We start from the raw sequence: 26,538 nt of genomic DNA on the forward strand, positions 1-26,538 counted from the left end.
TCGTCCAGAGAGCGCGATGCCCCTCCCCCTCTCAACACTCAACACGCTGCCGCCGGCGGACTTTGTCGCGGCGCTCGGCGCCGTGTTCGAGCACGCCCCCTGGGTCGCGCAGGGTGTCGCCGAGGGGCGGCCCTATCCGACGGTCGAGGCGCTGTTCGCCGCGATGCGCGCGACGGTCGAGGGCGCGGGCGAGGAGCGGCGGCTCGCCCTGCTCGTCGGGCATCCCGAACTCGCCGGCCGGGCGGCCCGGTCCGGCCGCATCGCCCCGGACTCGATCGCGGAGCAGGCCGCCGCCGGTCTCGACCGGCTGTCCGAGGCGGAATACGCGCAGTTCGAGCGCCTCAATACGGATTACCGCGCCCGTTTCGGCATCCCGTTCATCCTCTGCGTGAAGCGGCACGGACGCGCCTCGCTGCTCGCGACCTTCGAGCGGCGGCTCGGATCGACGCCCGAAGCCGAGCGGCGCGTCGCGGAGGCGGAGGTGATGCGCATCGCCGCGATCCGCCTCGATGCCCTCGTGACCGGAGAAGGGCCGCTGCGGACGACGGGCCGGATCTCGACCCATGTGCTCGACACCGTGGCCGGCCGGCCCGCTGCGGGTGTCGCCGTGGAACTGGTCGAGATCGTCTCCGCCACGGAGGCGGTCCCTGTCGCCCGGGCTGTCACGAACGCCGACGGGCGCACCGATGCACCGCTGATCGGGGGGCGACCGGTCCCGATGGCAACCTACGAGCTGCGATTCGCCCTCGGCGACCATTTCCGCCGTCTCGGGCTCGACCTGCCCGAGCCGCCCTTCCTCGACATCGTCCCCCTGCGCTTCGGCGTCGGCGAACCGGAGGGGCATTACCATGTGCCGCTGGTCGCGACGCCCTGGAGCTATCAGACCTATCGCGGGAGCTGATCGCGGGAGACTGGGGCGCGCTCCCGGGCGGTCTTCGGCGCCGCGGCGCATCCGGCGCGATCCGGTCTCCTTGGAACTTCGCGGACAGGTTTGTTAGGGGTGGGGTGCGCCCGAGGCCCCGTGGTCGTCCTCGATGATGCTCACATGGGCGGCCACGACCTTCCAGCCGTCGGGAAAGCGCAGCCATGTCTGGCTCTGACGGCCGATTCGACCGGGGGCGCCCGCCCGCGTGAACAGGGTCATCGCCACCGCGCAATCGCGCCCGTAAGTGGTGATCACGGTGTCCCTCAAGTCGCGCGCGAGCCCCTGCGGCGAGCGGGCCCGACGGAAGGCGCGGATCGCGTCCATGCCGTAGAGGTTCTCGCTTGCCCCGTAGCGGATGGTGCGCGGATCGTCGTGGAACAGCCGTTCGAGGGTTTCGACGTCGTTGCCGACCAGGGCCGTCTCGTAGGCCGCGAAGGCGGCCTCGACCTCGGCTCTCACCTCCGGATCGTCGATGATCATGTCTCCGGCTCCAGCGTCGCGACCGGCGCCCGTACTGCGCCCGCGCGCTCCAGTTCATGCGCGACCCGCAGGGCGACCGCCTCGCGCCAGGGCGCGGCGACCACCTGCACGCCGAGCGGCAGACCGCCGTCGAGCCAAGCCGGCACCGCCACGACGGGCAACCCGATGAAGGAGATTGGCTGGGTGAACAGGCCGATATTGGCCCGCACCGGCCATTCGACGCCGTCCAACAGGAAGGTCTTCTGCCCCGAGCGCGGCGCCCGGCACGGTGTGGCCGGCGCGAGGATCACGTCGACCTCGCCGAACAGCTCGAGCACGGCGGCGCGGTACCATCGCCGGAACCGCTGCGCCCGCTCGACGAAGGGGGCGGGCAGCATCGCCCCGGCGATGAGTCGGTCGCGGACGGCGGGGTCGAAATCGGACGCCCGCGTGCGCAGCCGGTCGAGATGGAGCGCGGCGCCCTCGGCTGCGGTGATCAGGTAGGCCGACGCGCGGGCACGCGCCGCTTCCGGGATCTCGACGCGGCGGCTGCAGCCGAGTGCCCGAGCGACGTGATCCACGGCGGCGAAGGCTTCCGGGTGCCCTCGGCACGCGAAGTAGCCCCCCGCCATCGCGATGCGCAGATCCCCGATTCCCGCGTCGAGGCCCGCGACCGTCGGCTCGGGTGGGCGGACGGCGCAAGCGGGATCCTCCGGGTCGGGTCCTTGCATCGCGTCGTAGGCCAGGGCGAGGTCGAGACTCGAGCGCGCCATCGGCCCGAGATGATCGAGGCTGCCGACGAAGGGGAAGCTGCCGGCCCGGCTCAGCCGTCCGTAGGTGGGCTTGAGCCCGAAGCAGCCGCAAAAGGCGGAAGGAACCCGGATCGAGCCGTTGGTGTCGGAAGCGAGCACGAGCGGCACGAGGCCCGCGGCGACCGCCCCGCCCGATCCGCCCGACGAGCCGCCGGACATGTGCCCGAGATCGTGCGGGTTCTTGGTGTCGCCGTCGTGGACGTTCTCGCCGGTGAAGTCGTAGGCGTATTCGCCCATATTGAGCGCGCCGACGAGGCAGGCGCCCGCCGCCTCCATGCGCCGGATCAGGGCGGCGTCGCGGGCGGCGGGAGGCCGCTCGCGGTTGATCCGCGCGCCCGCCCGGGTCGGCAGACCGGCGACATCGAACAGGTTCTTGACCGCGAAGGGCACACCCGCCAGCGGTCCGAGCGTTTCGCCGCGCCCGCGGGCGGCATCGAGCGCCTCGGCCCGCGCCATCACCCGCTCGGAGAGAATATTGGTGAAGCTGTTCACCTGCGGATCGATGCGCGCGATGCGCGCGAGCGCGGCGGCCGCCACGTCGCTTGCCGCGACGGACCCCTCTGCCACGGACCGGGCGATCGTGGATGCCGGGGCGAGGCTCCAGTCCGGCCGGTCGCTCACGCCGTGAAAACCGGGGCGGCCTCGGCCTCGTCGGGCAGAGGAAAGGCGCCGACCAGATCCGCGGCCTCGTTCAGGACGCGCAGGTTGGCAACGACGGCCGCCGTCCAAGCGGGGTCGAGGGTCAGGCCCAACATATCGGCCGCGTGCGCGGCGAAGGCGTCGAGGTCGGGTGTCGGCGGCTCGGTGAGGGGCGCGGGCATCGGTCCTCGCTTCTGCAAAGGCCGAAATCCGGCCACACCCATCCGTGCAACGGCCGCGCCACCGACGATTTCCAATGGCCGCATGCCCGGCCGGTGAAGGATCCGAGGTGACGCGGTGCCAGAGGGCAGCTTCCTTGCGGCGAACGAAGCTTTCGGGAACGCGCCTCAGCTGCGGCCCAGGGCGGCGACGACCGAGGACGAGTCCGACACCCAGCCGAAGATGCCCCCCTGTGCCGTGATCATGGCGAGACCGGCCTCGTGGAAGGCCGGGATGTAGGAACCGCAGGCATCTCCGACCACGACGCAGCGGTAGCCGCGGTCATTGGCCTCCCGCACGGTCGTGTGGACGCAGACCTCCGTCGTCACGCCGCAGACGATGAGGGTGTCGATGCCGCGCGCTTCCAGCACGGCGCCGAGTTCGGTGGCGTAGAAGGCGCCCTTGCCCGGCTTGTCGATGACGGGCTCCCCGTCGCGGGGCTGAAGGTCCGGGATGATGTCGTGACCGGGCTCGCCGCGGATCAGGATGCGCCCCATCGGCCCGAGATCGCCGATCCGCGCGTTCGGCGCGCCGCGTGTCAGTTTGGCCGTCGGCGCGTCGGAGAGGTCGGCCCTGTGGCCCTCGCGCGTGTGGATGACGAGCAGGCCGGCCGCCCGTGCGGCGGCGAGAAGGGCGCGGGCGGGCGGCACGGCGGCGGCGAGCAGCGAGACGTCGTTGCCGAGGCTCGCGCCGAACCCGCCGGGATCGAGGAAGTCGCGCTGCATGTCGATGACGACGAGCGCCAGCGTCGCTGTATCGATCGGCAGGGGCGACGGCTCGGCGTCCAGCATGGTCGTGGGGCGAGCGGGCATGGTGCGGCCTCGCGGATCATGGTCCGGGTCGTACGGATCACCGCGATCATGCATGCAAGTTGACGGAACACCACGCTCAATCATGGGCTCCGTTGCGCGAAGTCTTGTCAAGATGACGCTCGCATGGGCACGCGCCCCGATCTTGAGGCGCGTCGGAATCGCCAGTGCGCGTCCGTCGCAGATCGTGCCGATGGCGACGGACATCCCATGCATTGGGCGGCCCGACCTCGATGAGGATGTCGAAAAGGCTCACGGTACAGATCAAGAGCGCGGCACTTGATGCTTCACGATGTCGGGAACGGCATCGATCCGGCGCAGAAATCGCACCGCAGTATCGCGGCAAGGTGATCGCGTGCCGCATCGCCGCCGCCGGTCGATCCTCATCCTGCGATCGCCGATCCGCCGGAACGCGTCGCACCCCGGATCTCAGCGGAGTGAGCGCAAATTGTCATCGGACCTGGATCGCGCCGGCATCACGGGCAGAGTCTGCGCAAACTTCCAAAGTTTCGGCAAATCAAAGGGAGTCGCAGCGCCCTAACGAAGACCTCCCACTGCCTGCGGCCCTGCGAGCGTCGTTCCTGAAAAGATGACGTGATGTGTTCACCCAGCGTCAATGCCTGTGGCACGGCCATTCTGTTGCGCTTTTGTGACTCACTTCTTCGACCGGCAGCTCAAGACGCTGCATGGCATATCGGTTGCTGCCCCCGCTCAATGGCATGCGAATGAGGGGAATAACAATGTTCGCAAGGGGGCTCATGGTTGGACTGGCGTTGTCGCTGGCCGCATTCGGGCAAGGGTCGGCGGCCGATTTGGCGGCGGACGGGTACAAGAGGCCGCTCGCGCCGGTCGAGGCCGCGCCGGCCAAGCCTGTCTCGTTTTTCCTCTTCTCCGACACTCAGGTCAGCTACCGTTATTCGTTCCCGGCCGCAGAGCCGGGCGTACCGAACAACAATACGGCCAATCCGCTCGACGGGCGCGACATTCCCAAGCACATCCTCAACATCTCCCACGCGGATGCCTGGGAGTACGGAACGAACTTCTTCTCGCTCGATATTCTGAAGTCGGGCAGCCAGGACCCGGCCGGCACCGCGAACGGACCGGGCGGCCAAGCCGTCGTCTACGATTTCGGGGCGACCGAGGCTTACGGCCTGTATCGGGGCTCGCTGAGCCTCAACAAGCTGATCGGGACGACGGCCTTCACCTATCCCGGCCTCGTGAAGGACGTGTCGCTCTCCTTCGGTTTCGACGCCAACACGAAGAACACGGTCTTCGGTCCGGAGAAGCGTGACGTGGTCGGCGGTCTCGTCTTCTCGGTCGACGTGCCGGTCGGCTTCCTCAACGTCGCCGTGCACGGCTACAAGGAATGGAACCGCAACGGCTTCGCGGTGGGGCCGTTCCGCAGCGTCGAGTTCGATTGGGTGCCCGAATTCGAAATCGTCTACAGCTTCCCGCTCGACGGCCTCTTCGGCGGCTTCCCGCTGAAGCTCGCGGGCTTCAACAACATCGTGCTGCCCAAGGGCAACGGCGGCATCCCGGGCACGGCCCCGACCAACGTCGAATTCCTCTCGCGCACCAACCTCGTGCTGGACGTCGGCAAGCTGGTCTGGGACCAGCCCGGCAGGCTCGATGCGTTCGTGGGCTTCCAGTACTGGCGCAACAAGTTCGGCGTCGACAAGGATATCGGCTTCGCTCAGGGCGGCGCCGGCCCCGGTGCGGAGGAAAAATCGTTCCTCGCGGGCGTCGCTGTCCATATCTTCTGATCATCGACCGGTTCCGGGGAAGGTCCCTGGAACCCGAAGCGGAGAACCGGCCCCGGATGATGGAAGCGAGCGCCACACCCCGCCGCCTGTGGATCCGCGATCCCCTGGCGATCCTGGCTGAGGGAGCGGGCGGCGGAATCGTGGTCGAAGGCACCCGCATCGTCGAGCGTGTCGCGGCGGGCGCTCGGCCCGTCGCACCGGTCGATGAGACCTTCGACGCGGGGCGTCACGTCGTCATCCCGGGCCTCGTCAACACCCACCACCACTTCTTCCAGACGCTGACCCGCGCCCACCCGATCGCGATCAACAAGCCGCTCTTCCCCTGGCTGAAGGCGCTCTCGACGATCTGGCCGCGATTGACCCCGGAGGCCTTCCGGCTCGCCAGCCGGCTCGCCTACACGGAATTGCTGCTCTCAGGCTGCACGACGGCGGGTGATCACCACTATCTGTTCCCGAAGGGCCTCGAAGCCTCCGTCGATATCCAGGTCGAGGAGGCCCGCGCGATCGGCATCCGCGCCTTTGTCACCCGCGGCTCGATGAGCCTGTCGGAGAAGGATGGCGGCCTGCCGCCCGAGACGCTGGTTCAGGACGACGACACGATCCTGGCCGACAGCGAGCGCGTGCTGTCGCTGTTCCACGATCCCAAGCCCGGCGCGATGGTGCAGATCGGGCTCGCTCCCTGTTCACCCTTCAACGTCACCAAGCGGCTGATGCACGAGAGCGCGCGGCTCGCGGAACGTCACGATTGCCGGCTGCACACCCATCTCGGCGAGACGCTCGACGAGAACGCCTACTGCCTCGAGATGTACGGGCAGCGCCCGGTCGATTATCTTGAGGAGGTCGGCTGGATGAGCGCGCGGACTTGGCTCGCGCACGGCATCCATTTCAACGATGACGAGGTGCGGCGCCTCGGTGCCGCGGGGGTCGGCGTCTGCCACTGCCCGACCTCGAACATGGTGCTGGCGTCCGGCCGTTGCCGGACCTGCGAGCTGGAGGCGGCGGGCAGCCCCGTGGGTCTCGGCGTCGACGGCTCCGCCTCCAACGACAACTCCAACCTGATCGAGAGCGTGCGCCACGCCCTGATGCTGGCGCGGCTGAGCTACCGTGCGGAAGACGTCAGCCACCTCGACGCGCTGCGCTGGGCCACGGAGGGCTCGGCCCGCTGCCTGGGGCGCGATGACATCGGCCGGATCGAGCCGGGCCGCGAGGCGGATCTCGCTCTGTTCACCCTGGACGAGCTGCGCTTCTCGGGTGCGCACGATCCCCTCGCCGCGCTGGTGCTGTGCGGGGCGCATCGGGCCGACCGGGTGATGGTGGCGGGGAGCTGGCGCGTGATCGACGGCGCACCGATCGGTGTCGATACGGGCGATCTGCGCGAGGCGCATACACGGCTGGCCCGGGAGCTGTTCGGGACGCTCTGACGGACTCGTATCGAAAACCATCATCGAGGCGACGGGCGAGAAGATGTTGCCTCGATGAGGACGGCGCGAGGCCGGAACAGGCTGATGCGAGAGCGTGCAGAGATGGATGTCGTTTTAGGCGTCTGAGCGGAACACGCTGCCATAAGGCCGGAACTTTTGTCCCCTGCTTGGCACGGGACAGGTCCACTTCTTGCAAAGTTCCGGTCTCACATCGTCAAGACGGACCGAACCTCGTGGCAGCCCATTCTCTCTCCCGCAGACATCTTCTCGTCGGCACGTCCGCTGTCGCGCTCGGCTCGCTGCCCTTCGCCCGCGCCCGGGCTGCCAGCCCGCTTACGGTCGGGTTCATCTATGTCGGCCCCAAGGACGATTACGGGTACAACCAAGCCCACGCGCAGGGCGCCGCGGCCCTGAAGGCGATCCCCGGCGTTCAGGTCGTCGAGGAGGAGAACGTCCGCGAGACCACCGACGTCCAGAAGACCATGGAGAGCATGATCAACCTGGACGGCGCGAGCCTGATCTTTCCGACCTCGTTCGGCTATTTCGATCCGCACATGCTGATCGAGTGTAAGAAGAACCCCAAGGTGCAGTTCCGTCACTGCGGCGGCCTCTGGACCGAGGCCAATCCGAAGAATGCCGGTTCGTATTTCGGCTACATCGCGCAGGGGCAGTACCTGAACGGCATCGTCGCCGCCCACGCCTCGAAGTCGAAGAAGCTCGGCTTCGTCGCGGCCAAGCCGATCCCGCAGGTGCTCAACAACGTCAACGGCTTCCTGCTCGGCGCCCGCAGCGTCGATCCGTCGATCACCGTGCAGGTCATCTTCACCGGCGAGTGGTCGCTCGCGGTCAAGGAAGCGGAGGCGACGAACGCCCTGATCGACGGCGGGGCCGACGTGATCACCTGCCACGTCGACAGTCCCAAGGTCGTCGTCGAGACCGCCGCGCGCCGCGGCGCCTTCGTCTGCGGCTACCACGCCGACCAGTCGGCGCTCGCCAAGGGCAAGTACCTCACCGGCGCCGAGTGGAACTGGGCCTCGATCTACAAGAATTTCGTCGCCGACATGCAGGCCGGCAAGGCGCCGCCGAATTTCGTGCGCGGCGGCTTGCCGGACGGCTTCGTGAAGATGAGCGCCTACGGCCCGGCCGTGTCCGACGCGGCGCGCGCGAATGCCGATGCGGTGAAGGCCGAGATGATGAAGGGGGGCTTCGCCATCATCAAGGGACCGCTGAAGGACAACAAGGGCAACGAGATCGCCGGCTCGGGCAAGGCTTTCGCCGAGAACGCGATCGAACTCGAGAAGACCAACTACCTCGTCGAGGGGGTGAAGGGCTCCGCCTGAATTCGGCTGGCATGCTTCCTGCCGCGCTGCGGACGAGGACGTGACGCATATGGCCGCTGACACCACCGCCCCCGCCCTACCGCTCGCCGAGCCCGTCCCGGGGGCTCCGAACCGCCCGCCCGCGGCGCTTCAGGCGCGGGCATGGCTCGCCCGTCGGGCCGAGGTGGTGGCGATCCCGGTCGGGGCGGTGGTCGCCGGTTTCGGACTGTTCAGTCTCTTCCTGCTCGTTCTGGGCAAGAGCCCGGTCGATTTCGTCAATCTCGTCTGGCGGGGCGGGTTCGGGTCGCCCTTCGCCTTGCAGAACAGCCTGCAGCGCGCGGCACCCCTGCTCTTCGCCGCCCTCTGCGTGGCGCTGCCGGCCCGCCTCGGCCTGGTGGTGATCGGCGGCGAGGGCGCGATCGTTCTGGGCGGCGTCGCCGCCGCCGCCGCGGCGCAGCCGCTCCAGGGATGGCCGGCGACCCTCGCGGTGCCGCTCATGGCGCTGGCGGCGGCCGGTGCCGGGGCGCTCTGGATCGGCGCCGTCGGTGCCCTGCGCGCCTATCGCGGCGTCAACGAGACCATCGCGAGCCTGCTGATGTCCTACATCGCGATCGCTCTCTCGAATCACCTGATCGAGGGGGTGTTGCGCGATCCCGGAAGCCTCAACAAGCCCTCGACCTGGCCGATCGGCGAGGCGTTCGCGGTCGGTCCGCTGCCCGGCCTCGACGTCCATTGGGGGCTCGGCGTCGGCGCCATCGTCTGCCTCGCCGCCTACCTCCTGACGGAGCGCACGACGACGGGCTTCGCCGCGCGTATCGCCGGCGGCAACGTGCGCGCCGCTCAGATCCAGGGATTGCCGGTCGGGCGGCTCGTCGTCGGTTTCACCGCGCTCGGCGGCGCTTGCGCGGCGCTGGCCGGGTTCTTCGAAGTGGCGGCCGTACACGGGAACGCCAACGCCTCGCTGAATGCCGGATTCGGCTATACCGGCATCCTCGTCGCCTTCCTGGCGCGCCACAACCCGCTCGGCATCATGCCCGTCGCCTTCCTGCTCGGCGGCATCGAGGCATCGAGCGGGCTGATCCAGCGGCGGATGCAACTGCCCGACGCCACGGTCCTCGTCCTCGAAGGGCTTCTCTTCCTCGTCGTCCTGTTGAGCGAGACGCTCTACGGGCGCTTCAAGATGTTCAGCCCGCATCTCTGGGCCGAGAAGCGCGAAACGTCGAACGGGGCGGCGGCCGCCGCATGAGCGTGTCCCAGGAATCCGAGCGCGTGAGGCGGACACGATGAATGACGATCTCGGCCTCTGGACGGTGCTGCTCGCCGTCATCGGCGGCGCAATCCGCGTCTCCACGCCGTTCCTGTTCGTGAGTTTGGGCGAGACCATCACCGAGCGATCGGGTCGGATCAATCTCGGATTGGAGGGCACGCTCGTCTTCGGCGCGATGTCGGCCTACGCCACGGCCGTGGTCACCGACAGTCCCTGGGCGGGGGTCGCAGTGGCCGGTCTCGCGGGGGGCGGCTTCGGCCTGCTGCACGGATTCATCTGCCGGTTCCCACGGGTCAACGACGTGGCGATCGGCATCGCCCTGATGCTGTTCGGCTCCGGGCTGGCCTTCTTCCTCGGCAAGCCCTTCATCCAGCCTTCCGCCCCGCCCTTGCCCGCGATCCCCCTCGGCTTCTGGTCGGATACGCCTCAGGTTCAGGCGGCCCTTCGCGTCAACGTGCTCTTCCTCGTCGGTGCCGCCCTCGCCGTGTTCCTGTGGTGGGCCTTCCGCAACACCAAGGCTGGGCTGATCGTGCGCGTCGTCGGCGACAGTGCCGATGCGGCCCGCGCCATGGGGTACGACGTCGACCGGGTACGCCTCCTCGCGACCGCCGTCGGCGGCGTCCTGGCCGGGATCGGCGGCGCCTATCTCTCGCTCTACTACCCCGGCTCCTGGAACGAGGGCATCTCGTCCGGGCAGGGTCTGATGGCGGTGGCGCTCGTCATCTTCGCGCGCTGGAATCCGCTCGCCTGCTTCGGTGCGGCCTTGCTGTTCGGCGGCGCGGGGGCGCTCGGGCCGGCATTGCAATCGGTCGGCATCTCCCAGGGCTACTACCTGTTCTACGCCGCCCCCTACGTCCTCACCCTGGCGCTGCTGATCGCCACCTCCTCGCCCGATCGGGCCTTGGCCGGCGCGCCGGGCGAACTGTCTCTCAAATAGTCACGGAGTTCCCATGAACGGTCTCGGCGGACTGAACAAATCCCCGAACGGCGTCGTCATCGGCCTCGTCCAGCTCCAGCTGCCGAACGTGGTCACCCCCGAGGATCTGAGGGCGCAGACCGAGCGCATCGTCGCCATGGTCGGGAAGGCGCGGGCCAACATGGCGACCATGGACCTCGTCGTCTTCCCCGAATACGCGCTGCACGGCCTCTCGATGGACACCGACCCGGAGATCATGGTCTCCCTCGACGGTCCCGAAGTCGCCGCCTTCAAGGAGGCCTGCCGCGCGAACCGCATCTGGGGCTGCTTCTCGATCATGGAGGCCAACCCCGGCGGCAACCCCTACAATTCCGGGCTGATCATCGACGATGCGGGCGAGCTGAAGCTCTATTATCGGAAGATGCATCCCTGGGTTCCGGTCGAGCCCTGGGAGCCGGGCGATCTCGGCATCCCCGTGATCGAAGGGCCCAAGGGGGCCAAGATCGGCCTCATCATCTGCCACGACGGCATGTTCCCGGAAATGGCGCGGGAATGCGCCTACAAGGGCGCCGAGATCATGATCCGCACGGCCGGCTACACGGCGCCGATCCGCGAATCCTGGCGCTTCACCAATCAGTCGAACGCGTTCTGCAACCTGATGGTGACCGCCAATGTCTGCATGTGCGGCTCGGATGGCACCTTCGATTCGATGGGCGAAGGCATGATCGTGAATTTCGACGGCACGGTCATCGCCCACGCCACGACCGGGCGCGTCGACGAGATCGTCACGGCGGAAGTGCGGCCCGACCTCGTGCGCGAGGCGCGCCTGCACTGGGGCGTCGAGAACAACATCTACCAGCTCGGCCACCGCGGCTACACGGCGGTGAAGGGCGGGGCGCAGGACTGCCCCTACACCTACATGCACGACCTCGCCGCAGGCCAATACCGTGTGCCGTGGGAGGACGCGGTCCAGGTCGTCGACGGCACCTCCTGCGGCTTCGCCGCGCCGACGCGCTCCTACGGCGAGGCGCAGACGCCCCCGGCGCGGGAGGCCGCCGAGTGAGCGCGTCACCATCTCCCCTACCCGGGACGGACGGGCGCCCGAACGGTACCTATGTCGCCGCCGAACCCTATCCATGGCCCTTCGACGGTGACCTGCGCCCCGCCAACACGGCGCTCGTCATCATCGACATGCAGACCGACTTCTGCGGGACCGGCGGCTACGTCGACGCGATGGGCTACGACCTCGCCCTCACCCGCGCGCCGATCGGTCCGATCGGGCGGCTCCTCGCGGCGGCGCGGAGGAACGGCTACCACGTGATCCACACCCGCGAGGGTCACCGCCCGGACCTCGCCGACCTGCCCGCCAACAAGCGCTGGCGCTCACGCCGGATCGGTGCGGGGATCGGCGATCCCGGTCCCTGCGGGCGCGTGCTGGTGCGCGGCGAGCCGGGCTGGGAGATCATTCCGGAACTCGCGCCGCTGCCCGACGAACCGGTGATCGACAAGCCCGGCAAGGGCTCGTTCTGCGCGACCGATCTCGAACTCATCCTGACCACGCGCCACATCCGCAACCTGATCCTGACCGGGATCACCACGGATGTCTGCGTTCACACCACCATGCGCGAGGCCAATGATCGCGGCTTCGAATGCGTGATCGTCTCCGACGGGACCGCCGCGACCGATCCGGGCAACCACGCCGCGGCGCTGAAGATGGTGACCATGCAGGGCGGCGTGTTCGGTGCGGTCGCCGCCTCCGATGCGATTCTCGCGGCGATGGGCGCCAGCCCCCATGGAGGCTAGCATGGACCCCGCTACGACGGTCGCCCCACCCGTCACGTCCGGAACCGGCGCCCTCGCCGTCGAGACGATCGGCATGACGAAGCGCTTCGGCGGCTTCACGGCGCTGGACGACGTCTCGATGCGGATCGAGGCGGGCGGCTTCCACGCGCTGCTCGGGGAGAACGGCGCCGGCAAGTCGACCCTCGTCAAATGCGTGATGGGTTTCTACGCGCCGAGCGCCGGATCCGTGCTCGTGGACGGGCGCGAGGCCGAGATCACCGGCCCCAAGGGGGCGCAGGAGCGCGGTCTCGGCATGGTCTACCAGCACTTCACGCTGGTGCCCTCGCTGACCGGCGCCGAAAATCTCGTCATCGCCCGGGCCGACGCGCCCGCCCTGCTCGACTGGCGGACCGAGCGTGCGGCGCTCTCCGACTTCATGGCCCGGATGCCGTTCCGACTGAACCTCGATCGACCGGTGGCGGAACTGGCCGCGGGCGAGAAGCAGAAGCTCGAGATCGTCAAGCAGCTCTACCTCAAGGCGCGCTTTCTCATCCTCGACGAGCCCACCTCCGTGCTGACGCCGGCGGAAGCCGAGGAGGTGCTGGGCCTGCTGCGCGGCATGACCGACCGCGGCGCGCTCACCGTGCTGATGATCAGCCACAAGTTCCGCGAGGTCGAGGCGTTCGCCCGCTCCTTGAGCGTGCTGCGCCGCGGGCGGCTCGTCGGCGGCGGTGCGGTCGGCGCGCTCTCGCGCGATGACATGGCGGCGATGATGGTGGGCGAACGGACGGTTCGGACCATCGCCGCGCGGATCGGCGAACCCGACGCGGCGCGCACGGTGCTGAACGTCGAGAAGCTGGAGGCGACCGACGCGTCCGGAATGCGCCGCATCGACATCGCCGATCTGCGCGTGCGCGGACGCGAGATCGTCGGCATCGCGGGTGTGTCCGGCAACGGCCAGAAGGAACTCGTCGACGTGCTCGGCGGCCAGATCCGCCCGCTGGGTGGGCGGATCACGGTACAGGGCGAGCCCTATCGCGGCACCCGGGGCGAAAGCCGTCGGCACCGGGTGCGGTTCATCCCGGAAGAGCCGTTGCGCAATGCCTGCGCGCCGCGGATGTCGGTGGCCGAGAATCTCGCCTTCCGCGCCTTCGACCGTCGCGGCGAGGATCCCGCCGGTTCGCCGACCTTCTGGCTCGATCGACGGGCCATGGGGCGGCGGGCGAAAGACCTGATCGCCCGCTTCAAGGTGAAGACCGCCTCCTCCGAGGCGCCGATCGCCACGCTGTCCGGCGGCAACGTGCAGCGCGCCGTGCTCGCCCGCGAACTGACCGACCCGGTCGATCTCCTGATCGTGGTCAATCCCTGTTTCGGACTCGACTTCGCGGCGGTGTCCGAGATCCGCTCGCGCATCGTCGCGGCGCGCAACGCGGGTGCGGCGGTCCTGCTGATCAGCGAGGATCTCGACGAGATCCTCGAATTGGCCGACCGCATCGTCGTGATGTCGGAGGGCAAGCTCGTCTACGAGACGCCGGCTGCGGCGGCCGAGTCGAGCGTGATCGGCCGGCACATGGCCGGGCATCACTGAGCGCGTCAGACCTCCCACACCGGTCGCTCGAACGGGAGGCCTCGCCGGGGCTCAGACGGTGCCGCCCGTCAAACCGATCAGGGGCGTGGCGGCGGCGGAGGCGGCGGCTCCATGCCGGGTCGCGGCGGCGTCTCGACCGGCACCCCGACGCCGGGCGGAGCCGGGATCGCGTCACCGGAGCGGATCGCCTCCCGTTCGTTCGGGATCGCGGCCGCCCCCTCGGTGCCGCCGGGTGCCGTCGCCGCCGGCGTACCGGCCGGGGCGCCGGTCGAGCCCTGGGCGAGCGCGGTGCCGACGACACTGACGAGACCGAGCAGCGCGAGCGCGGCTGTCATCGTAGAACGCATGATCGCTGACTTTCCTGCATCGAGATCGTTGTCGGGACGGGGTGGAGAACCAGGCGGGATCGAGGTGTCGCTCGCGCCGGGAGGTGCCGGACCACGAATGAGGCACGATGCGGCACGGCGGATGCCCGCCGCATTCAGTCCCTTAGCGTCGCTTCCTGGCGGCGCGGGCCGCCTTGCCGCGACGCCCGCCTGGCGCCGTCACCCGTGGCTGGCCCGCCGGAGGCGTCAGCGTCCCCTGCGCGCGCGCGCCGGGCGCGGTCGCGAGGCTGCCTCCGAACAGGCAAGCCGCGACGATCCAGGCCAGAAGGGGTAGACCGAGGCCGAGTCCGGCCCGTGACACGCGCATCGTGAGACTCCCGTGGCGCCGCAGCGGCCGCATTTCGGCGAGCAAGGACTATGCCGCCGATGCCGGCCGATGGGGGCTTCGGACGACGCCGGGTCCGCTCGATCGAGGGTGGGCAGCACCAGCCCATCCGGGCGGTCGGCCTCCGGCTCAGGAGATCAGGGCGCGCGGAACGGATGCTTCGAACGGGCTGAGGCGGGGACGGCAGCGGGCTGGGCCCGGAACCGGATTGGCAAGCTCCCTGCAAACGGTTCGGCCGATCCGCGCCGGGGCGCGCGCAGGATGCGGGACGGAGGGAGTTCAGCCCATGCTGCATCATCGCCTGCTCGCCTACCTCGACGAGGTGGCTCGCAGCGGCTCGATCCGCCGGGCGGCCACCCGCCTCAACGTCGCGTCGAGCGCCGTCAACCGCCAGATTCTCTCCTTGGAGGAAGAGATGGGCATGCCGCTGTTCGAGCGGTTGCCGCGCGGCCTGCGCCTCACGGCGGCCGGCGAGGTGCTGGTGCGACATGTGCGCGACACCCTGAACGATCACCAGCGCATGTTGGCTCAAGTGGCGTCCCTCAAGGGCTTGACCCGCGGTGAGGTGACGATCGCGACGATGGCGAGCATCGTGGGCAGCGTGCTGCCCGGCGTGATCGGCGCGTTCCGCGAGTCCAATCCACGCATCGTCGTCAAGGTCTCCATCCTGTCGATCGACCGGATCGTCGCGGCACTGCTCTCGGGCGAGGCCGATCTCGCATTGGCCTATAAACTGCCGGCGGATCCGCGCCTGCGCTGCATCGCCGAGTTCGAGCACCGGCTCGGCGCGGTGATGGCGCCGGACCACCCGCTCAGCGGACGCTATCAGGTGCGGATGGCCGATTGCCTCGAATATCCCCTCGTCGTCGCTGACCACTCGATGACCCTGCGCGGCGTGCTCGAAGTCCTCGTCCCGGAAGGCGCGAGCTTCACGCCCGCCGTCGAGACGAACTCCATCGAGCTGATGAAGCGCCTCGCCCAGACCCCGCCGCACGTCACCTTCGTCAATCTCTCGGATGTCGGCGACGAGATCCGCCGCGGCGTCCTGGCCTTCACGCCGCTTTCCGACAATCGCGCGATCACGCAGCGCGCCTCGTTGGTCCAGCGTGCCCGTGCCCCGCTCGACGGCCCCGCCCACCTGCTCGCGACCCGGATCGAGGCCGAGTTCGAGCGCCAGAGCACCGTGGATTGCGTGTTCGAGTGATCGTCCCCCGCAGGAGCGCGACATGTTCGGATGTAACGAGCGCGAGCACGACAGGCCGGAGAACTCGTTCCTGCCGTCGGCGCCGGCTTTCCGCCTGCTCAACGCGCGCGTGCCCGCCGCTTTCCTGACGGACGGTGTGCCGGCCGGTGCCACCCTCGACACCGACGACTGCGCGATCGTCGACATCCTGATCGCGCATGGACGCTTCGGCCCGATCCGGCCCGCGGGACAGTCAACGGACGCCGCATTGGCCACGCTGCCCGCCGCCGACCTCGCCGGCCGGCAGGCCTGGCCGCGCCTCGTCGACATGCATACGCATCTCGACAAGGGACACACGGTCGCCCGAACGCCCAACCCGACCGGCGACTTCCCCGGGGCCCGCGACGCGACGAGCGCGGATCGCACGGCGCATTGGGACGCGGCGGATCTGCGCCGCCGCATGGAATTCGGGCTCGCCTGCGCCTTCGCCCATGGGACGGGGGCGATCCGCACGCATCTCGACAGCCAGGATGGCGGCCGCTTCCGCGATCAGGCGGCCACCACCTGGGGCGTGTTCCGGGAGGTCCGGGACGCCTGGGCCGGACGGGTGGCGCTCCAGGGCGTCGGTCTGACCCCGATCGACACCTACGCCACCGATCACGGGCGCCGGCTCGCCGACCTGATCGCGACTTCGGGCGGGTTGATCGGCGGTGTCACCCGGCCGACCGGTGGCCTGCACGGGGCCGCCCTCGCCGAGATCGACAGCCTGCTCGACCGGATGTTCGGCCTCGCCCGCGAGCGGGATCTCGATATCGATCTGCACGTGGACGAGACCGGCGATCCCGCCGCGACCTCGCTCGACGCCGTGGCGCGAGCCACCCTCCGCCACCGCTACGAGGGGCGGGTCACCTGCGGCCATTGCTGCAGCCTCGCGCTCCAGCCGGCGGAGCAGGCCGCAGCCACGATCGCGCGGGTCGCCCAGGCGGGAATCCGGGTCGTGACCCTTCCGACCGTCAACATGTATCTCCAGGATCGCGCTCATGGCCGAACCCCGCGCTGGCGCGGCGTGGCGCCGGTTCAGGAACTCATGGCGGCGGGCGTGCGCGTCGCGGTCGCGGGCGACAATTGCCGGGACGCCTTCTACGCCTACGGCGACCACGACATGCTCGACACGATCCGGGCGGCGGTTCGCATCCTTCATCTCGATCATCCGCTCGCTGGGGCGCCCGCCCTCGCCGGTCCCGTGCCCGGCGCGACCATGGGTCTTGCCCATGCCGGCACGATCCGTGAGGGCGGTCCTGCCGACCTGATCCTGCTCCCCGCGCGCAGCCTCAACGAGGTCGTGTCACGGCCGCACGCGAATCGACTCGTGATGGTCGAAGGGCGCCCCTTCGCGGCGCGGATTCCCTCCTACGAGGCTCTGACCGGAGGGTCGGCGCCCTGGTAGCTCACGGAACGCACGTCCGACCGTAATGCGTGTGTGAAAAAGCACGTCTGGCGAAAGAAACATGCCAGCTCCGTCGTGAAGCCGAAAAAAGACGCAAAGTCTACCCAAGAAACTGATTGCAAAACGAAATATGATCGATGGCCTGGGCCTGATCAGTCGCGCTCCGGCGCGTGTGCTGTGTCTATGTGCACACCACCAAGGCAGAGGATGTTGTTTTCCGCAGCACCGTTGCTCAATTTCCGACTAATCGGCAGCCGTAGATGCGCGCGGCTTCGAACTCGATTTTCGGAGATTGTGCCATGAGCCTCAAGATTGTTGCGGGCGCCGCTCTCGGCCTCGTTCTGTCCACCACCGCCTTCGCGCAGAGCTACAACGCTCCGAGCGGCATCCCTGCCGCCACCGCCCCGGGCGGCCTCGAAGGGATTGCCGGTCCCGGCAACGTGCAGCGCTACGTCGATCGCTACGGTCGACCCGGCCCGGCCTCGGTCGACGGCGTCTACGCGACCGGTTCGATCGTCCACGCGCCGCGCGCCGATCGTTCGCGCTGAACTCTGCCGAACGTGACGCCTGTCGACGGCTGAGAGGGCCTGCCGCTCCCGGAGCGGTGGGCCCTTTCTCGTTGCGCCAGCGCTGCGGAACGGGTCGCCGGCATCATCGCATGCGGCATTGCCCCTGCGCTCGACTGTTCAATTTCATCGAACGTTTCGTTCGATCTTATTCCAGTTTTCAGAAAGATGATCCGGGACCATCTTCACTCCATCAGCTGACGGCCGAAGCGACCGTCTCCGCACCGGACCGATGGAGTTCACCATGTCCCGTCTTCTCACCGCCGCCGCCCTCGCCCTCTCACTGACCGCCGGCCTGACCGGTGCCGCTTCCGCGCAGAGCTACAACGCCCCCGCCGGCATCCCCACCGCGACCGCCCCCGGCGGCCTCGACGGAACCCATCACGGGCAGCGTCTCCAGCAGTCCGGCGCCGCGGCGATCGACACCGTCTTCACGACCGGCTCCGTCCGGCGCGCGCGCTCCGCTCGCTGAGCCGGCCCCCGGCGCAACCGATCCGACCGAATACCGGGAAGCCGGCTCCGCCCTACGGAGCCGGCTTCCCGCTTGCTTGCTCGGGGAGAGGCGGCCCGGAGGGACGCCTCGCTCAGGGAGGGCGGCATGCAGGGTCCGGGAACACCGACGCTCGACCAGTTGCGGGTCTTTCTCACGGTGGTCGAGAGCGGCAGCTTCGCGGCGGCCGGGCGACGGCTGAACCGCGCCACCTCGGTGGTGAGCTACACGGTCGCCAACCTGGAACTCCAACTCGGCGTGTCCCTGTTCGACCGCGAATCCACGCGCAGGCCGCAACTGACGGAGGCCGGGCGTGCCGTGCTCGCCGAGGCACGCACGATCGCCCACGGCATCGACGGATTGCGTGCCAGGGTGAGCGGTCTGCTCGGGGGATTGGAGGCGGAGGTCGCCTTCGTATCGAGCGTCCTGTTGCCGGGCGACCGGCTCGTCGATGCCCTCACCGCCTTCCAGGTCCGCTTCCCGACCGTGGCTCTGCGTCTGAATGTCGAGGCGCTCGGCACCGCGCAGGATTTCGTGGCGAGCGGCAAGGCCCAGATCGGCATCAGCGTCGAGTTCTGGAACCGCGAGACGGATCCGCTCGAGCGGATCGCCGTGGGTGAGGTCGAGATGCTGACCGTCGCTGCGCCCGGCCACCCGCTCGCGCGGGGGGAGCAGCCTCCCGGCGCCGCCCGGGAGCAGATCCAGCTCGTCATCACCGACCGTTCGCCGCTCTCGCACGGCCAGGAATTCGGCGTCGTCGCCAGCCGGACGTGGAGGCTCTCCGACCTCAGCACCAAGCACACGCTGCTGCTGGCCGGGATCGGTTGGGGCAGCATGCCCGCCCATATGGTCGAAGCGGATATCGCGGCCGGTCGCCTCGTCGAACTGCGCCTGCCCGAGGCCACGCGCCGCCGCCTGCCGCTCACCGCGATCTACCGCACCGATCATCCTCCCGGCCCGGCCGGGCGCTGGCTGATCCGACGCTTCGTCGAGCAAGCCGAGGCTCAGTCTCTGTTTCCCGAAACGCCGACCGCCGCGACGGCGTGAACCACCGCGTCACGGGCAGGGCAGTTCCTTGTGCTCGGGTCGGTCCGAGGCTCGTGCCATGGAGGCTCGAGTTACGCCGCCTCGAACAACGGCACCGGGCACATCTCCGGCACCAGCACGAGACCCTTATCGGTGATGCGGATCTGCGGGATCACCGAGAGCGGGATCAAGTTGAAGCCCATATACGGGATGGCGCAGCCCGCCTCCGCCCAAGCCGCCTTGAGCCCCCGCATCGCCTCGGCGACGACGCCCACGCGCTGGTCCGAGAGGAGCCCGGCGACGGGAAGCGGCACCATCGCGACGACCTGACCCGCCTCGACGACGCAGACCCCGCCCTGCGCCGCAGCGATCGCGTCGAGCGCCACGCGCATATCGGCCTCGGTGAGGCCCGCGACGATCACGTTGTGCGAATCGTGCCCGACACTGCTCGCCACCGCCCCACGCTTCAAGCCGAAGGCGGAGAGCAGCCCGTGCGCGACCCCGCCGCCGAGACCGTGCCGCTCGACCACGGCGACGTGGCAGAGATCATGCGCCGCCAGCGTCTCGGGCCAGTCGGTCGCGGGTGTCAGCGCGACGCGCTCGTGGATCAGTTCGATGCCGGGCAGGGTTGTCCGGATCGCGTTGACGGTGCAGGGGCCGGGCGGCAGCGGCGGTGCCAGGGCGGGCAGCGGGTCGGGCAGGCGCACCGTGGCATAGGCGGCCGCCGGATAGCGGTAGGGCGTGGCGAGCGCCGCCTCCAGCCGCGGCGTGGCCTTACGGGCCTCCACCACCAGTTCGCCGCCGTACCACGTCGCCTGCGGCACGAGATCGTCGTCGAGCAGCACGAGGTCGGCGCGCCGCCCGCCGCCCAAGCCGCCGATCTCGCCGTCGAGCCCGTATCGGGTCGCCGGATGCAGCGAGCCCATCGCCCATGCTGCGGCTTGCGGGATGCCCCGTGCCGCCGCCTCCCGCACCACCCAATCTAAGCCGTAGGCGAGGAGATCGTCGGCGTCGCGGTCATCGGTGCAGGCGCAGATCCGCTTCCAGGCCGCGCCGTACTCGGTGATCGTGCCGATGGCCGCCGGCAGGGAGTGCCAGGGCGTCGTCGGCGGTCCGCCGCGCAGGAAGATCCAGAGGCCCGCCTCCAGGAGATCGTCGGCGATGTCGCGGTCGATCGCCTCGTGCGTGTCGGTGACGCCGCTCGCCGCGTAAGCCGCTACGAAATCGCGGCCATAGATGTGCCCCGAGACGGGCCGGCCCCGCTCCAGGGCGGCGGCGATGATCGCGTGCGCCCGCTCCTCCCCCGCCGCCACCGCGACGAAATCCATCTTCTCGCCGAGCGCGATCGCCTCCGGCCACCCGTCGAACAGGGCGGCGATCTTGTCCGGCGTCAGGTCGCCCCCCGCGGTCTCGATCGCGGGCGTCGTCGCGGGCACCGTGCTCGGGACGGTGAGGTAGATGTTGAGCGGGGCTGCGCGGGCATCCTCCAGCATCCATTCCACGCCCTTCGCGTCCAGCACGTTCCCGATCTCGTGGCTGTCGCAGACGATCGTGGTGGTGCCGTTGATGAGCGCGGCCTCCGCGTAGGCGCAGGCCGTCACCATGCTGCTCTCGATATGCAGGTGCGGATCGACGAGACCCGGCGCGATCAGGCCGCCGCCGGCGTCGTAAACCGGCGCGGAGCCCCGGTAGGACCCGGCCGGGAGCACCGCGGCGATGCGTCCGCCTGCGATCCGGATCTCGCGTTTTTCGAGAATGCGCTCGGAATAGGTCGAGAGCAGCCGCGCGCCGGTGACGACGAGGTCGGGCTCGGCCCGGCCGGCGGCGACGTCGGCGAGCCGGCGGGTCATCCGGGCGAGCGGTTCGACGGTGAAGCGGTTGAGCGGCGCTGGTTCGGTCATCGAGGCCTATCCGTGGGGACGGGAACGCGCGGGCACGCATCGTGCCACGCCTGCTCGCGACGAGAGAAGACCGCGCTGCAGGACCGGTCGTCCGGAAGGGGCCGGTCACGGCTGCGTGAAAGCTTGGCCGTTGCCTTGCATAGGGCCCTGCCGGCTCTTTCTGGTTGAGGAAACGCGAATATGTGCCTGGGCGACGATCCCACCTGCGCGGCTTTCGCCGAACACCGTCTGCGCTATCGGCGCGACATGGAGCCGGAGCGGCGCGCCTTCCTGAAGAGCGGCTTCGTCGCCACGGGCGGCGCGGCGGCGTGGGCGGCGGGCGGCCTGTCGCTCGTGAGCCCGGCGCTCGCCGAGGTCAGCGCCCAGACAGCCGTCGGGAAGGCCGCGCATTACCACCTGCCAGCCTCGGCCGAGACCGTGCATTGGGGGTATTTCAGCAAATTGCTGAAACCTCAGATCGAGATCGCGTCGGGCGATTTCGTGACCATCGAGACGCTGACGCACCACGCCAACGACGATGCCGAACGGATGGTCGCGGGCGACCCCGGCGCCGAGAGCGTCTTCCTCTGGACGAAGGACCGGAAGGCGGTCTCCCGCCGCGGCGCGGGGCCGGACGACGCGAAACTCGGCCCGGGCGGCGGCCTCGGCGTCCATATCTGCACGGGGCCGGTGGCGGTGCGCGGGGCCGAGCCCGGCGACGTGCTGGAGGTGCGCATCCTCGACGTCGCCCCGCGTCCCGCCGCCGACCCGAAGTTCAAGGGCCTGACCTTCGGCAGCAACGCGGCGGCGTGGTGGGGCTACCACTACAACGACATGCTGGAGGGGCAGAAGCGCGAGGTGATCACGATCTACGAAGTCGACGCCACGGGGGGGCGCGACTGGGCCAAGGCGGTCTACAGCTTCCGCTGGCCGGGCGTGACCGACCCGAACGGGGTCGCGCACCCGACGATCGACTATCCCGGCCTGCCGGTGGATCACACCAAGACCGAGCGCCGCTTCGACGTGCTGAAGGGCATTCGGGTGCCGATCCGCCCGCATTTCGGAACGATGGGTCTGGCGCCGTCCGAGGCCGACCGGGTGAACTCGATCCCGCCGAGCTATACCGGCGGCAACATCGACAACTGGCGCATCGGCAAGGGGGCGACCCTGTACTATCCGGTCGCGGTGCCGGGCGCGCTGTTCTCGGTCGGCGATCCGCATGCGAGCCAGGGCGATTCGGAACTCTGCGGCACGGCGATCGAGTGCTCGCTCACCGGCACCTTCCAGTTCATCCTCCACAAGAAGGCGGACTTGGCCGGCACCTCGCTGGAGGCGCTGGACTTCCCGATGATCGAGACCAAGGACGAGTGGGTGCTCTCGGGCTTCAGCTATCCGAACTACCTGCGCGACCTCGGCGCGGACGCGCAGGACGCGATCTTCTCCAAATCGTCGATCGACCTCGCGATGCGCGACGCCTTCCGCAAGATGCGCCAGTTCCTCATGCACGCGAAGGGGCTGACCGAGGACGAGGCGATCTCGCTGATGTCGATCGCGGTCGATTTCGGGATCACCCAGGTCGTCGACGGCAATTGGGGCGTCCACGCCATCGTCAAGAAGTCGATCTTCTCCGAGCGGACGGTGTGAGACAGGAGGCGGGCGCCGATCAGGCGCCCGCCGTCTCCCGCACGGCCATGACGCTGCGATAGATCCGGTCGGGCGCGAACGGGGTCGCAGTGAGGCGCGCGCCGGTGGCATCGCGGATCGCGTTGCCGAGCGCCGCGGCGACGGGATTGTAGGGCGCCTCGCTCATCGACTTGGCGCCGAGCGGGCCGACGGTGTCGTGGGTGTCGGCGAACAGCACCTGCGTGGCCGGAACGTCGGCCAGGGCGGGGATGTGGTAGTTGCGCAGCGTGCGCGTGAGGACGCCGCCCTCCGCATCGAACCGGTAATCCTCGTAGAGGGCGGCACCGAGCGCCTGCGCCACGCCGCCCTCGACCTGCCCGCGGCACTGCATCGGGTTGATCACGACCCCGGCATCGGCGGCCTGGATACTGCGAAGGATGCGGGTCTCGCCGGTTCGCGGATGCACGGCCACACGGAATGCCTGGACGTTGAAGGACACCGAGCGCGGCGTGCCGTCGGCGTCGCCCGTTGCCTCGAACCCGTCGCCCCGCGCGAGCTCGGTCAGGGGAATCAGGCCTGACGGCGTCTCGACGCCGTCCCGGGTGAGGCGGCAGGCTTCGGGTTCCGTGCCGGCCTGAGCGGCTGCCGCGGCGAGGATCCTGCCGGCCAAAGCCGAGGCCGCCCGGTGATTGGCCTGGCCGGCGACCACGGTTCCGGTGCTGCCATAGGCGCCGGTATCGTGGGTCACCGCATCGGTGTCGGCCTGGATCAGGCGGATGCGGTCCGGCGTCGTGCCGAGCGCCTGCGCCGCGATCTGTCCGTGCACCGTGCTGGTGCCGTTGCCGAACTCGGCGGTGCCGATCGCCAGCGCATAGCCCCCGTCCGGTTCGAGGCGGATGCGGGCATGGGCGAAGTGGCCGCGCGGCGGGATCGTGTCGATCATGCCCATGGCCATCCCCTGCCCGACCAGCCATTCGGGACCGGGCGGCGGCTCACCGGGATCGTCGGCCAGGGCGCGCTCGGCGAGGTCGAGGCACTGATCGAGCCCGTAGGAGCCGTAGACGACGTCGTGCGGTTCGAGGCTCGTCGCGACCATCGGGTCGCCCGGCCGCACGGCATTGAGGCGTCGCATGGCGAATGGGTCGATGCCGAGGCCGCGAGCCAGCTCGTCGATCGCCGACTCGACGGCGAAGATCGTCTGGCTCAGCCCGTAGCCGCGGAACGCCCCGGCCGGCAGGGTGTGCGTGTAGACCGCGTAGCCCTCGACCCGCTTGTTCGGGCAATTGTAGGCGGCCAAGCTCTCGTTGCAGCCATGGTGCAGCACGCCCCCGGCATGATTGCCGTAGGCGCCGGTATTCGAGAGCACGTTGAGCGCGATCGCGGTGAGGCGGCCGTCGGCCCTCGCCCCGACCTTCACCCGCACGCGCATCGGATGCCGCGTGGTCGCCGAGCAGAAGTTCTCCTCGCGGGTCATCTCGTACTTCACCGGCCGACCGGTCGTCAGCACGGCCAAGGCGACGAGATCCTCGGTCAGCATTTCCTGCTTGCCGCCGAAGCCGCCGCCGACCCGGCCGCAGAGCACCCGCACCCGGTCCCGGTCGAGATCGAACAGCGCGCAGAGCGCGTCGCGGGCGAGGAAGGGCACCTGCGTCGAGGAGCGCAGGGTCAGCCGACCGTCGGCATCGAGCCAGCCCAAGGCGCCGTGGGTCTCGAGATGCACGTGCTGCACGCGCTGGGACACGTACTCGGCCTCGTGGACGCGGTGGGCCTGCGCGAAGCCCGCCTCGACGTCGCCGATGGCGCCGTGTGCCTCGGCCGCGAGGTTCGGATGGGCCAGGAGCGGCGGCGCGTCCTCGCCGGCCCTGTCTCCATCCCGGCCGGTCGGGTCGCGGTCGGCGGGATCGTGAACCAGCGGCGCGTCGGGTTTCAGCGCCATCCTCGGGTCGAACAGCGCCGGACGCACCGCGTAGGTGACCTGCAGCGCCCGCACGCCCGCCATCGCCGCGGCCTCGGTCTCGGCCACGACCGCCGCGACGCGCTGGCCCTGGAAGCGGATCACCGGATCGAGCAGCGCCGTGTCCGCCGCGTCGTCGAGGGGGTTCTCGTGACGGCCCGTCGAGAAGCGGCGCCGCGGCGCGTCCTCGTGGGTGAGCACCGCGACGACGCCGGGCACGGCCAGGGCCGCCGCGCGGTCGATGTGCAGGATACGGGCATGGGCGTGGGGCGCGCGCAGCACCTTCAGGTGCAGCAGGCCTGGGATTGTGCAATCGAAGGTGTAGGCCGCCCGGCCCGAAACGACGGCGAGGCTCGCGGGAGCCGGGAGGCTGCGCCCGACCGGGCCATCATGCCCGGCATCGGAGGCCTCCGCATGCGCGAGCCCGGCCACCGCATCGCGGATCGCCCGGTAGCCGGTGCAGCGGCAGAGATTGCCCTTGAGCGCCGTCGGCAGATCCTGCCGCTGCGCCTGATTCAGCGCGGCGGCGGTCATGATCATGCCCGGCGTGCAGAAACCGCACTGGAAACCCTGCGCGTCGCGGAACGCCGCCTGCATCGGATGAAGGGGTGTGGGTGCGGCCCCGTCGAGGGTGCAGGATCCGGCCAGCCCCTCGATCGTCGTGACGGCCCGCCCCTCGGCCTGGAATGCCGGGAGCAGGCAGGAATGGATCGGCTCGCCGTTGAGATGAACCGTGCAGGCCCCGCAATCGCCCGCGTCGCAACCCTTCTTCACTCCAAACCAGCCGAGGTCGCGCAGCAGCGTGCGCAGACACTGGCCGGGCTGCGGCGCGGCCTGCTGGACCTGACCGTTGACCGTAATTCTCATCGGGCGAGCTCCTCCCGGATCTCCTCGGCGAGCAGCCCCGTGACGTGGCGTCGCCAATCGGGCGCACCGTGCACGTCGTCGTACCAGCCGCCTTCCGGGATCGCCGCCTCGATCGCTGCCCGCAGCGCGGCCGCGTCGGGCAGATCGGCGAACGAACACCGGACGGGACGCGGCGTCGCGGCGGTCACCGTGAGCGCGAAGCCTCCCGCCCGCCCGCGCGTGCCGATGAGCAGCGCCCCGGAACGTCCACCGGGGGAGAGCGAGATGCGGCGGAACGCCGTGCGCCGTTGCAGCGCCGCGGCCGGCATGTCGATGCGGCGCAGGATCTCGCCGGGGACGAGCGCCGTGCGCTGCGGACCGAGGACGAAGTCGAGCACGGGGACGTGCCGCTCGCCCCCGCCCGGCCGCAGGATCACGCAGGTGCCGTCGAGGGCGACGGCGAGCGCGATCATCGGCCCGGCGGGCAGAGCCGTGCAGAGATTGCCCCCGACCGTCGCGCGGTTCCAGATCTTGAACGAGCCCAGCAGCGCCCGGCAGCACTGACCGACGAGCGGCGCGGCTACCCAGTCCCGCGGCAGGGCAAGCCGGTCGAGGGCGGCGATGGTGCCCGTCGCCGAGAGGCTCAACCCCGTGTCGGAGATCTCGGCGGCCGGCCAGTCGAGGCCCGACAGATCGATCAGCCGGGCAAGCGCCGGTTGTGGTTCGGAGAACAGCCACGTTCCCCCCGCGAGCCAAGCATCGCCTTCCCGCCACGCCGGCAGGTCGTTCGTTCGGCGCGGCCGCAGGACGCTGGTGATGGTGTCGAGGTCCATAGCGGGGATCGGCTCGCAAGACTCCGTCCAAACCGTGGACGAACTATTCGGACATCGTAT

General features: G+C 69.7%; 24 protein-coding genes. 15 read left to right on the forward strand and 9 right to left on the reverse strand.

What is annotated here, in order from left to right:
- Nucleotides 1-16: 16 nt before the first annotated feature.
- Nucleotides 17-901: a 2-oxo-4-hydroxy-4-carboxy-5-ureidoimidazoline decarboxylase gene (gene uraD, locus OWC43_RS18740; RefSeq protein WP_393957771.1), complete on the forward strand. Its 885-nt coding sequence runs from the start codon at nt 17-19 to the stop codon at nt 899-901.
- Nucleotides 902-994: 93 nt separating this feature from the next.
- Here uraD and hpxZ read toward each other — a convergent pair whose 3' ends face one another.
- The 4 genes from hpxZ to OWC43_RS18760 form a co-directional block, all read right to left on the reverse strand.
- Entirely contained in the window at nt 995-1,405 is a 411-nt protein-coding gene (hpxZ, locus tag OWC43_RS18745) for an oxalurate catabolism protein HpxZ (RefSeq protein ID WP_393957773.1), read from the reverse strand.
- Nucleotides 1,402-2,817 (reverse strand): AtzE family amidohydrolase, encoded by a 1,416-nt coding sequence (locus OWC43_RS18750; RefSeq protein WP_393957775.1) that lies wholly within the window; start codon nt 2,815-2,817, stop codon nt 1,402-1,404. The genes hpxZ and OWC43_RS18750 overlap by 4 nt, the downstream gene beginning before the upstream one ends.
- On the reverse strand, nt 2,814-3,017 hold the full coding sequence (locus tag OWC43_RS18755; protein ID WP_393957776.1) for a DUF4089 domain-containing protein: 204 nt from the start codon (nt 3,015-3,017) through the stop codon (nt 2,814-2,816). The genes OWC43_RS18750 and OWC43_RS18755 overlap by 4 nt, the downstream gene beginning before the upstream one ends.
- Before the next feature lie 165 nt (nt 3,018-3,182).
- Complete coding sequence (locus tag OWC43_RS18760) at nt 3,183-3,866, reverse strand: cysteine hydrolase family protein (RefSeq protein WP_393957777.1); 684 nt, start codon at nt 3,864-3,866, stop codon at nt 3,183-3,185.
- 737 nt (nt 3,867-4,603) lie between these two features.
- Between OWC43_RS18760 and OWC43_RS18765 the strand changes: the two genes are divergently transcribed.
- The 8 genes from OWC43_RS18765 to OWC43_RS18800 all read left to right on the forward strand — a co-directional run bounded on the left by OWC43_RS18765 (nt 4,604) and on the right by OWC43_RS18800 (nt 13,919).
- A complete protein-coding gene (locus tag OWC43_RS18765) occupies nt 4,604-5,626 on the forward strand; it encodes a hypothetical protein (protein ID WP_393957778.1) in 1,023 nt (340 codons plus the stop codon).
- Nucleotides 5,627-5,682: 56 nt separating this feature from the next.
- Nucleotides 5,683-7,047 (forward strand): 8-oxoguanine deaminase, encoded by a 1,365-nt coding sequence (locus tag OWC43_RS18770; protein WP_393957779.1) that lies wholly within the window; start codon nt 5,683-5,685, stop codon nt 7,045-7,047.
- Nucleotides 7,048-7,280: 233 nt separating this feature from the next.
- Nucleotides 7,281-8,387 carry a BMP family ABC transporter substrate-binding protein gene (locus OWC43_RS18775; protein WP_137828020.1) on the forward strand — a complete coding sequence of 369 codons (1,107 nt, stop codon included), beginning with the start codon at nt 7,281-7,283 and terminating at the stop codon, nt 8,385-8,387.
- A 49-nt stretch (nt 8,388-8,436) separates the two neighbouring features.
- Nucleotides 8,437-9,612, forward strand: a complete 1,176-nt coding sequence (locus OWC43_RS18780; protein ID WP_393957780.1) for an ABC transporter permease — start codon at nt 8,437-8,439, stop codon at nt 9,610-9,612.
- 37 nt (nt 9,613-9,649) lie between these two features.
- Complete coding sequence (locus OWC43_RS18785; RefSeq protein ID WP_137828022.1) at nt 9,650-10,570, forward strand: ABC transporter permease; 921 nt, start codon at nt 9,650-9,652, stop codon at nt 10,568-10,570.
- 13 nt (nt 10,571-10,583) lie between these two features.
- The gene (locus OWC43_RS18790; RefSeq protein WP_393957781.1) at nt 10,584-11,612 is read left to right on the forward strand and encodes a formamidase; all 1,029 of its coding nucleotides are present in this window, start codon (nt 10,584-10,586) and stop codon (nt 11,610-11,612) included.
- Entirely contained in the window at nt 11,609-12,352 is a 744-nt protein-coding gene (locus OWC43_RS18795) for a cysteine hydrolase family protein (protein WP_393957782.1), read from the forward strand. The genes OWC43_RS18790 and OWC43_RS18795 overlap by 4 nt, the downstream gene beginning before the upstream one ends.
- A 1-nt stretch (nt 12,353) precedes the next feature.
- Nucleotides 12,354-13,919, forward strand: a complete 1,566-nt coding sequence (locus OWC43_RS18800) for an ABC transporter ATP-binding protein (protein WP_393957783.1) — start codon at nt 12,354-12,356, stop codon at nt 13,917-13,919.
- Nucleotides 13,920-13,996: 77 nt separating this feature from the next.
- On the opposite strand, the gene OWC43_RS18805 is transcribed toward OWC43_RS18800, so the two are convergent.
- Nucleotides 13,997-14,254, reverse strand: a complete 258-nt coding sequence (locus tag OWC43_RS18805) for a hypothetical protein (RefSeq protein ID WP_393957784.1) — start codon at nt 14,252-14,254, stop codon at nt 13,997-13,999.
- A 154-nt stretch (nt 14,255-14,408) separates the two neighbouring features.
- Nucleotides 14,409-14,612 carry a hypothetical protein gene (locus OWC43_RS18810; RefSeq protein WP_137828026.1) on the reverse strand — a complete coding sequence of 68 codons (204 nt, stop codon included), beginning with the start codon at nt 14,610-14,612 and terminating at the stop codon, nt 14,409-14,411.
- Nucleotides 14,613-14,916: 304 nt separating this feature from the next.
- On the opposite strand from OWC43_RS18810, the gene OWC43_RS18815 reads away from it, so the two are divergent.
- From OWC43_RS18815 to OWC43_RS18835, 5 genes are all read left to right on the forward strand, one after another.
- Complete coding sequence (locus tag OWC43_RS18815; RefSeq protein ID WP_393957785.1) at nt 14,917-15,834, forward strand: LysR family transcriptional regulator; 918 nt, start codon at nt 14,917-14,919, stop codon at nt 15,832-15,834.
- A 22-nt stretch (nt 15,835-15,856) separates the two neighbouring features.
- A complete protein-coding gene (locus OWC43_RS18820) occupies nt 15,857-17,260 on the forward strand; it encodes a cytosine deaminase (protein ID WP_393957786.1) in 1,404 nt (467 codons plus the stop codon).
- Between the two features lie 299 nt (nt 17,261-17,559).
- Complete coding sequence (locus tag OWC43_RS18825; protein ID WP_137828028.1) at nt 17,560-17,808, forward strand: hypothetical protein; 249 nt, start codon at nt 17,560-17,562, stop codon at nt 17,806-17,808.
- 262 nt (nt 17,809-18,070) lie between these two features.
- Nucleotides 18,071-18,298 (forward strand): hypothetical protein, encoded by a 228-nt coding sequence (locus OWC43_RS18830; RefSeq protein WP_393957787.1) that lies wholly within the window; start codon nt 18,071-18,073, stop codon nt 18,296-18,298.
- A gap of 126 nt (nt 18,299-18,424) precedes the next feature.
- Entirely contained in the window at nt 18,425-19,363 is a 939-nt protein-coding gene (locus tag OWC43_RS18835) for a LysR family transcriptional regulator (RefSeq protein WP_393957788.1), read from the forward strand.
- 71 nt (nt 19,364-19,434) lie between these two features.
- Here OWC43_RS18835 and OWC43_RS18840 read toward each other — a convergent pair whose 3' ends face one another.
- Nucleotides 19,435-21,243, reverse strand: a complete 1,809-nt coding sequence (locus OWC43_RS18840) for an adenine deaminase C-terminal domain-containing protein (RefSeq protein WP_393957789.1) — start codon at nt 21,241-21,243, stop codon at nt 19,435-19,437.
- A gap of 180 nt (nt 21,244-21,423) precedes the next feature.
- Here OWC43_RS18840 and OWC43_RS18845 point away from each other — a divergent pair, with 180 nt between their 5' ends.
- Nucleotides 21,424-22,866, forward strand: coding sequence for an acetamidase/formamidase family protein (locus tag OWC43_RS18845; protein WP_393957790.1), 1,443 nt, complete (start codon nt 21,424-21,426; stop codon nt 22,864-22,866).
- Nucleotides 22,867-22,885: 19 nt separating this feature from the next.
- On the opposite strand, the gene OWC43_RS18850 is transcribed toward OWC43_RS18845, so the two are convergent.
- Both OWC43_RS18850 and OWC43_RS18855 read right to left on the reverse strand, forming a co-directional pair.
- Complete coding sequence (locus OWC43_RS18850) at nt 22,886-25,666, reverse strand: molybdopterin-dependent oxidoreductase (RefSeq protein ID WP_393957792.1); 2,781 nt, start codon at nt 25,664-25,666, stop codon at nt 22,886-22,888.
- Nucleotides 25,663-26,478, reverse strand: a complete 816-nt coding sequence (locus OWC43_RS18855) for an FAD binding domain-containing protein (protein WP_393957793.1) — start codon at nt 26,476-26,478, stop codon at nt 25,663-25,665. Before OWC43_RS18855 ends, OWC43_RS18850 begins: the two co-directional genes overlap by 4 nt.
- Between the last annotated feature and the right edge of the window lie 60 nt (nt 26,479-26,538).

It is taken from the genome of Methylorubrum sp. POS3, assembly GCF_043352485.1.
GTDB classification, from domain to species: domain Bacteria; phylum Pseudomonadota; class Alphaproteobacteria; order Rhizobiales; family Beijerinckiaceae; genus Methylobacterium; species Methylobacterium suomiense.